Below are 13,993 nucleotides of genomic sequence, written 5' to 3'. Positions count from 1 at the left end.
TTCTTTTATAGCCATTTAATTTTCGGTTGTTAATATAAAAATGTAGTAAATAAAAATTAAATTAGCGAGGAGGACAAAAAATGAATAAAAAATTAGTTAGAACAGGAATTGGATTGGTTGTTGGAGGCTCTCTGCTCATTACATCAACATTTATGAGCATAGCTGATGGTCCTAGCGGTTATGATACGCTAAAGGCTGCATTTAGGAATTCACGGAACATAGAAAATGCCACATTTACTGTTTCGGGCTCAGTTAGTGATAATAGCAAGGATATGGTAAAGATCAGCTCAACGTTTAAAGCAGATGAAGAGGAGCACCTATACAGCGGAACAATAGCAATCAATTCGGATAAGGTGAATAAGAGCTATACATTGTATGGAAGTAAGAATCAGGTTGTTTTTAAAGATACTGCATCAAATGTTTACAATAAGCTTGAATGCAACGATGAGTATGAGGGAAAAAGACACCAAAGTCGCCGACATAATAATGTACATGAAAATCCGCAGCTGGAAGCCATAGGAGAAAAGATAATGGATACTCTGGTTGGGGACCTTAAGAAGCAGGTTACACTAAAAGAAATGGATAATGGAGAAAAACAGATTGGAATTGACCTTGATAAAGATGAAATACCTTCCCTTGTAAACTTATTATTGGCAGTAAAAGAAGATAAATCACATGAAGCTGACAAGCAGGATAAAATACATGAAATTTTTGGTGTAAATACTGATGATTGCACAATGCCGGAACTTGCAAATGATATCAAGGCTGAAAAGGTAGATGTAAAAATAACTGTAGACAAAGACAACACCATTAAAGGGCTGGATGTTGAGTTTGGTGTTAGCGGAAAAGATGAGGCCAACATAGTTCATGAGCAGGAGATGAAGTTAAGTATGACTGTTTCTGAAGTTGGCTCAACCAAAGTGGATACAGTTAGTTTGGAAGGTAAAACAGTTAAGGAAATTTCCAGTGATGAATTTGATTGTCATAAAAGATAAATGATTTTACTATAATGACGGATTTATGTATTTGGCAGTAATCTAAAGCATCACCTACTGCCAAATACCTGGAGTAAAACATATAATACGGGGTGAATATTATTATGGAAAAAATATTGGAAGTGAAAGATCTTCATAAGAAATATAGAAATGGCAGAGGGATTGGTAATATCAATTTTGACATATATCCTGGGGAAGTGGTTGGATTGCTTGGACCCAACGGATCGGGCAAAACTACAATAATGAAGTCCATAACAGGTCTTGTGAGGATTGATAAGGGGACAGTAAGAATTTGCGGACATGATCTTTCGGAAAATTTTGAAAAAGCCATAAGGGGTGTAGGCTGTCTTATAGAGACACCTTCAGTAATAGGCAATATGAGCTGCTATGACAACCTGAAGCTTATATCAAGGTTTTATAATGATATTGACCCCGAAAGGATTGATGTTGTACTCCAGATCACAGGGCTTGAAAAGTATAGGAAAGATAAGGTGAGAAACTTTTCCCTGGGTATGAAGCAAAGGCTTGCAATTGCTATGGCCATATATCAAAATCCCAAACTGGTAATACTTGACGAACCAGCAAACGGTCTTGACATAGAGGGTTCAAAGGAACTAAGACGAATTATTTCAGAACTATCAAAGGAATTTATGATAAGCTTCCTTATTTCGAGTCACCTGATTCACGAGATAGAGATGTTATGTGACAAGATCCTCATAATTAAAGATGGAAGTATTGTGGATACATGCATAGTACAAGACGTAAAGGACATAGGTGTTTCACTGGAAGATTATTTTATCGATAGGGTTAATGGTGCAAATAAAAAATCCATTGACTCGATATAAGGAGGCTGATTTGAATGAACACAATTATGGCTGGAACTACGAACGAAACCTACAAAATTGTTAAAAGAAAGAAGATTATATTTTTATTTTCCATTTCAATGCTTGTAGCAATAACAGCATCCATTATTAATATGGTCACAGGCAGTAACTTTGGAGTTTCACTTTTTAAAAATTCAACTCTTCCAGTGACTATATTAAATTTAATGTCATCAATACTTCTGCCGTTATTTGTACTTTTATTGACAAGTGACTTGTTTTCGGGTGAACTGGCCGACAATTCAATTGTAATGTCAATGGTAAGACCCATTTCAAGGATTAAAATATATATTTCAAAAATGCTGGCAATTGCAATCAGCATACTGGCTCTATTAATGGCTACTTTTGTTGCATCCCTAATTGCAAGTTTTTTTGGAGGTAATTTTAACGATATAATATCCAGACTGCCTGACAACTTGATGTCATATATTTTTGCAGTAGTACCGCTGATGCTTGTTGCGATAATAACAGCATTTGCAGCGCAATTTACAAGGAGCGGCAGTTTAACGGTTGTGATAATGATACTTGCTTCAGTTCTCATGTCGGTAGTAGCGGTTTTTGTCCCTCAGGCAGTATCTTTTTTACCGACAACTTACATGACATGGTATCAGAATTTTTACAGCGGGGTTGACCTTACACTTGTTATAAATGAATTTTTATATATACTTGCTTATGGTATAATATTTATGTTTGCCGGAACCTACCTTTTTGAGCAAAAGGACATATAGAAGATAAAGAATGACTTAAATGCTATATTTGAGTCATTCCTAATGTATCGGGGAGGATTTTTATAAATGTCTATAAAGATAAAGCTACTGTTGTCAAATATATTAATGATAATGATTCCACTTATTTCATCACTGATACTGGCCGTTATTTTGATTGGTGTTAACTTTGACAAGACTGGATTTGAGCACCATAAAACAGGGGACCAGTTTGACAAGGTGGCACAGGAAATATTTAAGGAGTTTATAACCATATCCAACGATACATTAAACAATCCTGATAAACTGAAAGATCTGGCTTACCTTAAAAGTGTTGATGATAAACTGAAATCGTTAAATTCAGGTATAGGCTTTGTGGTCAACAATAACATATACTATCTCTCGGAAAAGATCGACCGTCTTAAATTTCAAAATAAGATTAGTACAGAAAGCCGTTCCGAAGATAAAAGCTATAAGGAAAAACACGCCAAAGATCATGATAACATACAATATTTCAACCATGATTTCAAATTATCCACCGGTGAGCAGTGTACCCTTTATATATTCTTTGATATAAGCCCTATAAGAAAATTTGTTTCAAGTTTCATGTCGGATTTTATGAAATACTTTTTATTGATTGTATTATTTACTAATGGAGTTCTGACGTTTATTGTATCACAAAGCATAGTAAAACCACTTAGGAAGCTAAAATATGGTGTAGAACAGATAAAGGACGGAAACCTTTCTTTTGAAATTTCAGAGAAATCTAAAGATGAAGTTGGAGCAGTTTGTCGTGCATTTGAAGAAATGAGACAAAGGCTCAAAGACGCCCTTGAGCAGCAATTAAGGTACGATGAAGAGCGAAATGAATTTATAGCCAGTATCACCCATGATCTCAAAACGCCCATAACCTCCATCAAAGGCCATGTAGAGGGCTTGCGTGATGGTATTGCCGATACACCTGAGAAAAATGATAAATACCTGGATATTGTCTATAAAAAGGCAGTTGATATGGATAGGCTTATTAATGATCTCACATTTTACTCAAACCAGGCACTAAAAAAGATACCCTTTAATTTTTCCAAGGCCAACTTAAAAATTTTTATTGAGGACATGATGGATGAATATCAAATTGAGTTGGAAAAGTTGGGAATAAGTATTGCAAGCAGCTACGATTTAGATGATAATACAATGGTAAAGGCTGATGTGGAAAAACTTAAACGGGTTATCGCAAATATATTTGAAAATTCTATAAAATACATGGATAAAGAAGAAGGTCATATAAATATAGATGTTCAGGATAAGGGTAATAAAGTTTTAATAGGAATACAGGACAATGGAGAAGGTATTAAAGAAGAGTACCTTCCAAATATTTTTAATAGATTCTACAGGGCAGATCCATCAAGAAATACATCAAAAGGCGGAAGCGGCCTTGGGCTTGCAATAGCAAGCCAGATAATAGAAGAGCATGGCGGAAAAATCTGGGCTGAGAGCGAATTTGGCAAGGGTACCGGCATATATTTTGAATTGGAAAAGATAGGTGAGGGCAATGAAAAAAAGGATTCTGATAATTGAGGATGAGGTGACCATAGCCGAGCTTCAAAGAGATTATCTAACTATTGACGGTTATGAAGTGCTTATTGAAAAGACTGGTGATGGGGGACTTGCCAGGGCAAAGAACGAAGAATTTGATTTAATCATACTGGATCTAATGCTTCCCAATATCGATGGTTTTGAAATATGCCGTAAAATCAGAGAGGTTAAGAATATTCCTGTACTTATGGTTTCAGCAAGAAAAGAAGACATAGACAAAATAAGAGGGCTGGGACTGGGGGCAGATGACTATATAACAAAGCCTTTCAGCCCCAGTGAACTTGTTGCAAGGGTGAAAGCTCATATTGCACGCTATGAAAGGCTTGTAGGCAGTAAAGAAAATAAAAGCACTACTATTAATATAAGAAATCTTGTTATAGAAAAGGACTCCCGCAGGGTATGGCTTGAGAACAACGAACTTGTTTTTACCGGCAAGGAGTTTGACTTGCTTTTATTCCTCGCAGAAAACCCCAACAGGGTTTTTTCCAGGGATGAGCTTTTTGATAAAATTTGGGGTATGGATGCTTGCGGAGATATCTCTACAGTTACAGTTCATATAAAGAAGGTCAGGGAGAAGATTGAGATGGATACCTCAAAACCCCAGTATATTGAAACTATCTGGGGCATAGGATATCGATTTAAGGTATAATGCCGCATCCCCGTTAAGGGATGCGGTTTATATAAACAACTGCCGACTACAATGAATTATTTTCTGAAGTTTGTTTTGCAGCTGCAAAATTACAATGAAATTTTGTTGCATAAACAAGCTTTTTTGATGTCTGGAGAATTATGGTGTATATTACACCGCAATTTCTCAGGACAACCATCAAAGTTGACAAAATCCCAAGAGATTTTGTTAATGTTCAGGAAGTCCAGAAAACACTTTTTCCATTCTTTGTTAAAAATGAAGGGCCAATATTTATCAAAGAGGTAAGTAGTCGGAAGTCAATTCTAATATATATTATGTAAAAATATCAAAATGTTTCATGTTTTTTTATAGCCATGGAATTATGGTCCCGATATAGTACTTTTACTATATCGGCTTATTTGCCGTAAACGGAGAAAATGGCAAAGATTATAGCATATTAAGGTGTGATTAAAATATGAAATGAAACTTTTAGGAAAAATTATGAAGCATGGAGTTTGTATATTATCATAATAAAACCGAAACAATATTTTTGGAGGTGTTATTATGACTACTATCAACTGTTCATTAAACTGTATTTATCAGGCAGATGGAATGTGCAACCTCGAGAACACCACTATGTCGTCAATTTCTACAAACCCCGAATGCGTATATTATCAGGAAAAAGAGACTAAGGTTCCTAGCATTGATATCTTGGAAATTTATATTTGATTTTTTCATTGCATTTGTTATACTGAATTAAGCAATTATTTTATAATAAATGGGTGATAAAATTGCTGACAGATAAAATTAAAAGTTATTCAGAAGAGGTTTTCGATAGGTTGGTCTCAATAAGAAGGGAAATTCATAAATATCCTGAGTTGGGGTTTAATGAGATAAAGACCTCCGGGCTCATAAGATCTTTTCTTGAAGAATTAGGGCTTGATGTTTATGGGTTTGCCGGAACAGGCCTTGCTGCAACTATTAACGGGAAAGATAATGGAAAGACGGTTGCCATAAGAGCAGATATTGATGCACTTCCAATTAAGGAAGAAAACATGTTTGAATTTGTTTCAAGAAATGTGGGGAAAATGCATGCCTGCGGTCATGATGGGCATACGGCAATTGTACTGGGAGCAGCACATGTTTTAGTGAGGCTTAGGGATTTTTTGAACGGCAATGTCAAGCTGATATTCCAACCAGCGGAAGAGGGGCTCGGAGGAGCAGAAGTTATGGTAAATGAAGGAGTATTGGATAATCCCAAAGTTGATGCTATAATTGGAGCTCATGTGAGCCCGCTGATCAACACAGGCTTTATATCTGTCAGAAAAGGACCTGTAATGGCGTCACCATCTGAATTTGAGATTGAGATAGTCGGAAAGAGCGGCCATGCGGCTCAGCCGGAGAATGCTGTAAATCCCATAACCATTGGGGCGGCTATAGTAGATAGGTTTAGGAATATTGTAAAACCAAACCACAATTCCTTGAAACAGGCAATTTTGACTGTTACATGCTTTAATGCCGGAAGTGCTTTCAATATTATTCCTGATAGTGTTACTTTGAAGGGTACCATTAGAACTTTTGATGCAGATATATGTAAATATATTAAGGATAGTATGGAAGAGATATTGAAGGAGGAAACCCAAAAGGCCGGGGCACTATACAAATTCCAGGCCAATGATGGATATCCTCCTGTAATAAATGATGATCTTTTAGTAGATAGATTTATAGGTTCTGCTGAAAAAATTATTAATGCAAAAAATATAATTACAAACCAAGAACCTTCCATGCTTGCTGAGGATTTCTCCTATTATTCCAAGGTGGTGTCAGGCACATACTTTCACTTGGGCTGCAGGAGCCAAATGAATAGTGAAGTGATTAATCTACACAGCAGCAAATTTAACCTGGATGAAAACTGCATAAAAATAGGCGTTGAGATCATGTCTCAGTTTGCGTTTGATTTTATTAATGCCTAGGAAATTATGGTGTATTCACACCACAATTTCACACGACAACATCAAGGTTGAAAAATCACTCTGTGATTTTTATCCGATGGAGTTAATTAGGTTCTTTAAATCATCAAGGCTGTCATATGGTATTGCAACCCCTTTTTGACTAGGTTTGAATTCATCGGCATTGCTATCAAACCAGAATGTTCTAATGTCAATATATTTTTTGTCCTTTTTCTCGACAACCTTTATTTGAATTTCCTCACGGCTGTTTTTGCCTAGTTTGCCAATCAATTCTTCCTTATCCCAAAAGTCTGCCATTATAATACCTCCGTTATTGTAATTTATACCATTATACCAAGGGTATTTTCCTTTTGGAATAGTGTTTGGAAAAATTAGATTACCTATTCGTTTGGAAATTGATTAATAATATAATTAAAACCTTATACTAGCAGACCAGTTTGAAATTATATTTGATAAGAAATAATCATAATCATAAGTATAAACTTTACCATCTCATGGATCGTTTATTTCTATTTCTCTTATATATGGAGAAGTTTGACATCTGTATACGCGGATTACTAGAAAATGCCCTATATGTGCTCCATTCCAGTCAATAAAAGCAATAATTGGTTTGCCGGCATCAATAGCTGCCATTATGTCATTAAAGGATAATCAGGAATAGGTTGATTTTCCCACTATACCCGTATCGGCAAAGATAGATGCACTAATTTGAATATCAGTACCTGGTTGATTGAAAGAAGGATATAAAGGGCTTGGAAACCAGAATTTTGCATAATTAAGCTTTCTGTCAACATAGTCATCTTTAAAATACGAGGTCACCATTGATGCACAGGTAGCCCAACAGAGATTGTCATATGGCTACTGGGAATATGGTAATACATTTACAGAAGTAGGTTTTTTGCTTAAGATGACTATTCAGCTGGTTGATAAAGAATAGTTATATATTATTACTTCATCTATTCTACCGGAGAAATATTCGCTGACAGACTGGGCACCCCCGAACATAAGCATTGATGTGTTTTCTCCATTGTATAAATATCTCTTTTTTGAATATCCGTTTTGAACCAATGCAATATGCTGCCATTGATTAGGTTTTACAGATGACCCTGTTATATTGGAACCATTTCCCCCGTATACCCATTTGTTATCCGACGAAATCCACAATCCATACCATTTATTAGTGTTTGTTCCTTTTGTAATAACACCCTGCCACTTATTGGCTGTTGTTGGTATGTAGATCCATGCTGAGATGGAAAAACTCTGTGCAGCTGTGTCCTAAATAAGGATGGTAAAATACAATATCCATCGCCTATTCAATTGGAAGTTTATTCATACTCCCTGTTGTATATTTTTTTATAATAGATGCATCAGTTAGGACAATTCTTCCATCCCCATTTAAATCTGATGCAACTTCTTGAATAATGTTTAGTGGAGTGCTTTCCACATCATATATGTGAGAATATAATAAATTAAAATCACTATTATCTATAGCACCATCTTGGTTAATATCTCCGCAATTGATTAATTTTACTGATGATGGTAACATAGTAAAAGTTCCTGATAAAAATTTCTTTAAGTATGAAACATCATTCTCATCAATCATACTATCTCCATTTATATCTGCAGCAGCCTTTTGATTGAAGCTCATTGAAGTAGTTTCCGGATTATTTACAGAAGAATATAGCAAAATATGGTCATTATTGTCGATTGAACCATCACCGTTAACATCTCCCCTTAATATGGATTTTACAGTTAAAGCTGGAGACTCCGAACTTGTTCTGCCGCTTGTTGGATTAACAGCTCTTACCTTAAATGTATAGTTTTTATTTTGGGGACTAGCCATATGTGTATAAAAATTATTAGAGCCAACTTCAATAAAAGGTCCATTGTTTACACTAACTTCATATTCACATTCAATGTCAACTTTATCCCAAGTGAAGTTAATATGCTGTCCTTTGAAATATACTTTAAGATTTTTAGGTGACTCCATAGGCTTTACGGCAGCATCAAGGTACAAAGGATTGGCATCGGTAGATTTAATAATCTTGTTAATTGGTCCGGTAGCAGCTATTACATTTAATGAGTGGCCAAGGAGCTCAAAATTTTTAATTGTAGATGCTTTTTCTATTCCAGTATCTTTAACTATCAGATACCATCTTCTAAGTTTTCCATCTGCAAGACTATATTTTTTTATCAAATCATTAAAGTCAAAGTAAAATGTGCCATCTGTATATTTATTGAAAACACCATTAAAATTCATCCATCCTGCTCTATCAAAAAAAGATGTAATGTCCGAAGTGAATAATACATCTTTACCTTCATCGAATATTGCAAATTGAAATTCATTGGTTGGAACTGATGAGTTTAAATCGGAGTATCCTAAAGAAACTATAAGGTCACATCTTCTGTTGTCATTAATTGTGAACTTGCCGATGAGGTCCGGTGTATAATATTTTTTTGCTGTAAGCCAATAGAGTATATTTTTATAGTGATACCCGTTTCCGTTAAAAGCATATTGCCTGCCTGCAAAATTTTGAGCACCGTCTACTGCTGAAATTCTGTTGAGTGCATCATAAGCCAACCAAATAAAGCCGCCGTCTCCATTGGTAAATTCATGTACAGTCTGACCATCTCCCCAGGAATTAGCGATCTTGAGAGCCCCTTTTTCACCATTGTCTACATCTCCATTGCCGTTTATATCAGTCCACACATTATCATCATAACCGACTAAAGTCATGACATGTCCTCCGCTTTCACCTGTTCCGGTAACAGCATATGCAATTTTTTTACCAATTGGTGATCTTAAGTTATCAGCAATAGTAGCAGGATTATCTTCTATATCTTTAAACTGCCATCCGCCCAATGAACTGCAATCGAAAGAAAATATATAACCTTTACTGAGATAGTTCTTAAGCTCTGTAATATCATCTGTATTCTTTACAGGTGTCTCATCTCCAGTGCTTCCTATAGAAATGGTACCGTATTGATCAATTCTGTTTTTAATTGCATTTAGCCATGTATTTGCATCATAAGGCCACCCACTTGAGGATTTAATATCATCTTTATAGGGTAATTGAGTCAAAGAAGGTGCACCATGGTGATATAAAATACGTAAAGCAAATTGGCTAAATGATCCGAATTCATTACATCCTTTATTTAAAAAGTTAAATGTCCACATTGGGGAAAGCCTGCTTGCTTCATTGTTTTTTGCATCCAGGTTTCTTTTTAATCCTGTCATATGAGTCATCATGTAATATGTAGTGGATATACTCTGACATGAAGATGCATTGCCTTGGTCAATAATCGGGGGAAAACAAGGAAGTGTACTGTTATCCACCCTATCTGGTAATTCGGAAGCTGCCTTGGAAGAGAGAAAACCTGCACCCAGGAGCATTGATGCAGTTACTGCACAAACTGCTAATTTCATTTTTTTCATATTAGTCATTCCTTCTGTTGTAAATAATTAGTTGTAATGTTTATTTCTGATATAAATCACCTATAAATTATAACTGATAAAAATAAAATTTCCATTAAAAATTGAAAAATTGTTAGAATTATTCCAATTCTCTCAATAATAATGAGATGTGTAAACAAATGTACAAGAAAGGTCTTAACAAATTGCATATATTTTCCGATAAATAAAATAAAAACTAATTAAGGAGGACGTAAAAATGGCGACTTATACAGGAGTAGGATACAGTAGTAAAAGGTTCGGCCTAGAAGCTGCTAAGGAAGCTGCATATGAAGCATTAAAGTCGGCAAATATAGAATCCTGTGATTTTGTAATTTTGTTTTCAACAGTTGGATATGACCAGAAAGAAATATTAAATACAGTTAATGAAATAACAGGTACAAAATGCCTTATAGGCTGTTCAGGAGTTGGAGTTATTTCATATGACTTTATAAATGATTCAAATAATTCTCTTGTTGTAATGGTTATTAAATCAGATGAGATCGATTTTAATGTTGAAAAAATATCAAATCTTAAGGAGGATTGTGCTGTTGCAGGAAGCAATTTGGCAGATAAAATACAAAAATATATAAATGATAAAACCTCAAGTATATGGCTATTTATTGATAATTTATCAATAAACTACGAAAGATTTTCCAACGCGTTTGAAAGCAAATTAAAATCAGATAAGTTTATCCCTATATTTGGAGGGCTTTCAGCAGACAATTGGCAGTTTAAAAGGACATATCAATATTATAACAATGAAGTATTGACCGATAGCGTTGTTTGTGCAGTAATGAACGGTGATTTAAATGTATTTTCCGAAATAACACATGGTTGCATTCCTATAGGAAATGAAAGAGAGATAACAAAATCCGAAAATAATAAGATTTATGAAATTGATAATATGAAAGTTACTGAGGTTTTAAAAGAATATATACCTGAAGAGGATATAGAGAACTGGCATAAATTGGGTGTGAGATGTTTGTGTATAGGACTTAAAGCACCTAGCGAGCTTTGTGAAAATTTTGATGAATACATTATAAGGGCAATGCCGGTAGTAGATTTTAATGAAGGTTCAGCCAAGATAGCAACGGAATTAAAAGAAGGGACAAAAATATGGATGATTAGCAGGAATCCAGAGAAATTATTGCCATATGCAGAATTAATGGCGAATAATTTAAGAACAAAATTAAATGGGAAAAAACCAAAGTTTGTTCTTCAAATAGATTGTGCCGGAAGAGGAAAAGTCTTAAGAGCAGAGGAAAAAATTAATCTTCAAAAAAAATTACAATCATTTGTTGATGAGAAAATTCCATGGATAGGACTTTATTGTACAGGAGAAATTGGACCAGTTGGAATGAAAAATTATTACCACAACTTTACAGTAATTGTTGCTGCCTTTTGCTGATTATTAACTTAATGCTGCCAAATAATTAATAATTATAAAGCTTATATATGTTATAAAAGGGGAATAGACGTGAAGGAATACGAAAAGTACATAACTTCTGAAACTGAAATATTAAAACTAAAAGAAGAAAATAATAAATTGGCGGATCAGGTTAAGCTCCTCGTCAAGACGGAGTATAAGCTTTATAATACCCAAATATATCTTGACAATCAAATTGAGCTTTATAAATCATTGTATTCCATAGGAAAGAAATTTACTAATATATTAGATATAGAAGAATTGTTTTATCAGATGGGATTATTTATACTAGAGAAATTAAATTATGGATCCTATATTATTATGGGAAGTAAAAACAATGATTATACTATTATCAATAAGGGCGGCGATTTTGACAAAAGTCCTGATGAATTCAGTGATAAGTATGAGTTAAGCTTTATTAAAAATATGTTCTGCCATTTAACTATTAATGATGAAAGATTTTATTGCTCCAACTATTCTTGTGCTGAATTTGCTAAAGCGTTTGGAATGGATAATTTTGTAATTTTTAATCTTGACATAAAAGATGAAGCTATGCCGAAGTATTTCTTAATCGTAGGCAATCCTGAAAATAATGAATTTTTCTCAGATATAACAGATAATGATTTAGTTATTATTAGTGTTGGAAATTTAGTCAGTTTTGCTATGAATGCATTAAATAATATTTATCATTACCAGGAATTGATGAGAGAAAGAGAGCTGCTTGAAAAAACTGTGGAAGAACGAACAAAAGACTTGAATAATGCATTGAAAGAGCTGCAGAAATTGAACAAAAAGCTGCATTTCAATTCTATGAATGACGAATTAACAGGCCTATACAACAGGAGAGGTTTTCTTGTCATAGGAAAAAAGCAATTTAAATCAGCAAAGGAAAACAAGGAAACATTACTTATAGTTTATTGCGATCTGGATGGCTTGAAAAAAATAAATGATACTTTTGGCCATAAGGAAGGAGATTATGCAATCAAACAAACAGCGGAACTACTTAAAAAGACTTTTCGTAAGTCCGATGTAATCAGCAGGTTTGGAGGGGATGAATATGTTATACTCCTTACAAATAACACTGAGAAATCTGTTTTTGAAATTAAAAACCGCCTGGAATGTCATTTTAAAGAATTTAACCAGAGCTCAGGTAAAGAATATAATTTATCTATTAGTATCGGATATGCCTGTTTCAATACAGAGCTTTTCCAGATAAAAACTTTTGAAGAATTAATTCAAATAGCTGATGAAAAGCTTTATTCTGAAAAAAGAAAGAAAAAACACGAAACGAAATTGGAGCCCAGATTAATATAAGGATACTGTACTTCATATATATATTTAATATACAATATGCTTTCGGCAGGTAAAAACTTATGCTTGATACGAAATTAATATTTATTGAAGGAATATCTGGATCAGGAAAGAGCACAATAACAGATTTCATATCAAATCTATTGACTCAGCATAATATTGATCACAATACATATTTCGAATGGGCAGAAAATCATCCTATATGTGGTGAGGATGATGTATGGCTTAATGAAGATAAACAATCAAGTTTATATAGATACAGGCAATTAAACTATGCAAAGTGGCAGGAGCATATAACTAATTTAGTGAATAGTGATAATATTTCTATTTTTGATTCCAGTCTGATGCAAACTCCCCTAAATGCATTTATACTACTTTTAAATGAGAATTTTAAAACTATTAGATACTTTTATAAAAGACTTTACAAAATATTTCATATATGTAACCCATATTTAATTTATCTTAGGCAAAATGATGTATATTTAACAATCAGCAGAGTCTATAACTCAAGGCCAAGGGAATGGGGAGACTTTGTAATCAAATATATTTGTAATTCTCCATATGGTAAAGAAAAATGCCTGAAAGGGTTTGATGGAATGGTTAAATACTTTAGTGAAAGGCAGACTATTGAAGATAGATTATTTTTGACGTATCCTTATAAAAAATTACAAATAGATAATTCTGATTTTGACTTTGAAAAATGTGAGGACAAAGTCAGGGAATTTCTCTATCTTTAGGCAAAAGCAGGATATGCTTATTTTAATAATGAAAATCAAATTTAAACTGAGTTTTATCAATCATGATTAAAATGCAATAAATCAGCATCTGAAGCCGTAGGGGTGAAAAAAGTAACGGGTATGACCGTGACTATTTTCACTCTGTTTTTTTTGCTGTATTTTTATATGATAAAAGGTAGAATCACCAGTAAGTACCTTGTTTTCAATAAGAATACAGGATTTGCAAAAAATATGCTTTATACTGGGGGTGAACGATTTGTAATGATATTTTAAATCACATAAGAAAATATAACA

The 13,993-nt window shown here is 34.0% G+C and carries 13 protein-coding genes and 1 pseudogene; 10 read left to right on the top strand and 4 right to left on the bottom strand.

The window, feature by feature from the left end:
• Positions 1-80: 80 nt before the first annotated feature.
• The 7 genes from Bccel_RS23450 to Bccel_RS23425 all read left to right on the top strand — a co-directional run bounded on the left by Bccel_RS23450 (position 81) and on the right by Bccel_RS23425 (position 6,774).
• A complete protein-coding gene (locus tag Bccel_RS23450; RefSeq protein ID WP_036935302.1) occupies positions 81-995 on the top strand; it encodes a hypothetical protein in 915 nt (304 codons plus the stop codon).
• Positions 996-1,099: 104 nt separating this feature from the next.
• Positions 1,100-1,840, top strand: coding sequence for an ABC transporter ATP-binding protein (locus Bccel_RS23445; protein ID WP_036935305.1), 741 nt, complete (start codon positions 1,100-1,102; stop codon positions 1,838-1,840).
• 14 nt (positions 1,841-1,854) lie between these two features.
• Complete coding sequence (locus tag Bccel_RS23440; RefSeq protein WP_036935308.1) at positions 1,855-2,604, top strand: ABC transporter permease subunit; 750 nt, start codon at positions 1,855-1,857, stop codon at positions 2,602-2,604.
• Positions 2,605-2,670: 66 nt separating this feature from the next.
• Positions 2,671-4,155, top strand: coding sequence for a sensor histidine kinase (locus tag Bccel_RS23435; protein ID WP_036935311.1), 1,485 nt, complete (start codon positions 2,671-2,673; stop codon positions 4,153-4,155).
• Positions 4,130-4,822, top strand: a complete 693-nt coding sequence (locus Bccel_RS23430; protein WP_036935314.1) for a response regulator transcription factor — start codon at positions 4,130-4,132, stop codon at positions 4,820-4,822. The genes Bccel_RS23435 and Bccel_RS23430 overlap by 26 nt, the downstream gene beginning before the upstream one ends.
• A 543-nt stretch (positions 4,823-5,365) precedes the next feature.
• On the top strand, positions 5,366-5,530 hold the full coding sequence (locus Bccel_RS30460; protein WP_154673405.1) for a hypothetical protein: 165 nt from the start codon (positions 5,366-5,368) through the stop codon (positions 5,528-5,530).
• Between the two features lie 62 nt (positions 5,531-5,592).
• The gene (locus Bccel_RS23425) at positions 5,593-6,774 is read left to right on the top strand and encodes a M20 metallopeptidase family protein (RefSeq protein ID WP_050753771.1); all 1,182 of its coding nucleotides are present in this window, start codon (positions 5,593-5,595) and stop codon (positions 6,772-6,774) included.
• Positions 6,775-6,843: 69 nt separating this feature from the next.
• Here the strand turns inward: Bccel_RS23425 and Bccel_RS23420 are convergent, their stop codons facing one another.
• From Bccel_RS23420 to Bccel_RS23410, 4 genes and pseudogenes are all read right to left on the bottom strand, one after another.
• On the bottom strand, positions 6,844-7,068 hold the full coding sequence (locus Bccel_RS23420) for a transcriptional coactivator p15/PC4 family protein (RefSeq protein ID WP_036935317.1): 225 nt from the start codon (positions 7,066-7,068) through the stop codon (positions 6,844-6,846).
• A 195-nt stretch (positions 7,069-7,263) separates the two neighbouring features.
• A complete protein-coding gene (locus tag Bccel_RS32870) occupies positions 7,264-7,407 on the bottom strand; it encodes a hypothetical protein (RefSeq protein ID WP_476748377.1) in 144 nt (47 codons plus the stop codon).
• A gap of 279 nt (positions 7,408-7,686) precedes the next feature.
• A pseudogene (locus tag Bccel_RS23415) lies at positions 7,687-8,025 on the bottom strand (LamG domain-containing protein); the annotation flags it as partial.
• A 55-nt stretch (positions 8,026-8,080) separates the two neighbouring features.
• Positions 8,081-10,207: a dockerin type I domain-containing protein gene (locus Bccel_RS23410; protein WP_036935323.1), complete on the bottom strand. Its 2,127-nt coding sequence runs from the start codon at positions 10,205-10,207 to the stop codon at positions 8,081-8,083.
• A gap of 235 nt (positions 10,208-10,442) precedes the next feature.
• Here Bccel_RS23410 and Bccel_RS23405 point away from each other — a divergent pair, with 235 nt between their 5' ends.
• The 3 genes from Bccel_RS23405 (at position 10,443) to Bccel_RS23395 (ending at position 13,699) form a co-directional block, all read left to right on the top strand.
• Positions 10,443-11,633: an FIST signal transduction protein gene (locus tag Bccel_RS23405; RefSeq protein ID WP_036935326.1), complete on the top strand. Its 1,191-nt coding sequence runs from the start codon at positions 10,443-10,445 to the stop codon at positions 11,631-11,633.
• 69 nt (positions 11,634-11,702) lie between these two features.
• On the top strand, positions 11,703-12,965 hold the full coding sequence (locus Bccel_RS23400) for a GGDEF domain-containing protein (protein ID WP_050753770.1): 1,263 nt from the start codon (positions 11,703-11,705) through the stop codon (positions 12,963-12,965).
• 59 nt (positions 12,966-13,024) lie between these two features.
• On the top strand, positions 13,025-13,699 hold the full coding sequence (locus tag Bccel_RS23395; RefSeq protein ID WP_036935329.1) for a P-loop NTPase family protein: 675 nt from the start codon (positions 13,025-13,027) through the stop codon (positions 13,697-13,699).
• Positions 13,700-13,993 lie beyond the last annotated feature (294 nt).

This window comes from Pseudobacteroides cellulosolvens ATCC 35603 = DSM 2933 (genome assembly GCF_001262605.1).
Lineage (GTDB): Bacteria > Bacillota > Clostridia > Acetivibrionales > DSM-2933 > Pseudobacteroides > Pseudobacteroides cellulosolvens.
The sequence above is the reverse complement of the archived record's forward strand: the minus strand, read 5'-3'. Positions and strand labels throughout refer to the sequence as shown.

Bases quoted from the DNA above. Each gene is read 5' to 3' on its own strand.
- Bccel_RS23450 (WP_036935302.1), top strand. From the start codon at position 81: ATGAATAAAAAATTAGTTAGAACAGGAATTGGATTGGTTGTTGGAGGC.
- Bccel_RS23445 (WP_036935305.1), top strand. From the start codon at position 1,100: ATGGAAAAAATATTGGAAGTGAAAGATCTTCATAAGAAATATAGAAAT.
- Bccel_RS23440 (WP_036935308.1), top strand. From the start codon at position 1,855: ATGAACACAATTATGGCTGGAACTACGAACGAAACCTACAAAATTGTT.
- Bccel_RS23435 (WP_036935311.1), top strand. From the start codon at position 2,671: ATGTCTATAAAGATAAAGCTACTGTTGTCAAATATATTAATGATAATG.
- Bccel_RS23430 (WP_036935314.1), top strand. From the start codon at position 4,130: ATGAAAAAAAGGATTCTGATAATTGAGGATGAGGTGACCATAGCCGAG.
- Bccel_RS30460 (WP_154673405.1), top strand. From the start codon at position 5,366: ATGACTACTATCAACTGTTCATTAAACTGTATTTATCAGGCAGATGGA.
- Bccel_RS23420 (WP_036935317.1), bottom strand. From the start codon at position 7,068: ATGGCAGACTTTTGGGATAAGGAAGAATTGATTGGCAAACTAGGCAAA.
- Bccel_RS23410 (WP_036935323.1), bottom strand. From the start codon at position 10,207: ATGAAAAAAATGAAATTAGCAGTTTGTGCAGTAACTGCATCAATGCTC.
- Bccel_RS23405 (WP_036935326.1), top strand. From the start codon at position 10,443: ATGGCGACTTATACAGGAGTAGGATACAGTAGTAAAAGGTTCGGCCTA.
- Bccel_RS23395 (WP_036935329.1), top strand. From the start codon at position 13,025: ATGCTTGATACGAAATTAATATTTATTGAAGGAATATCTGGATCAGGA.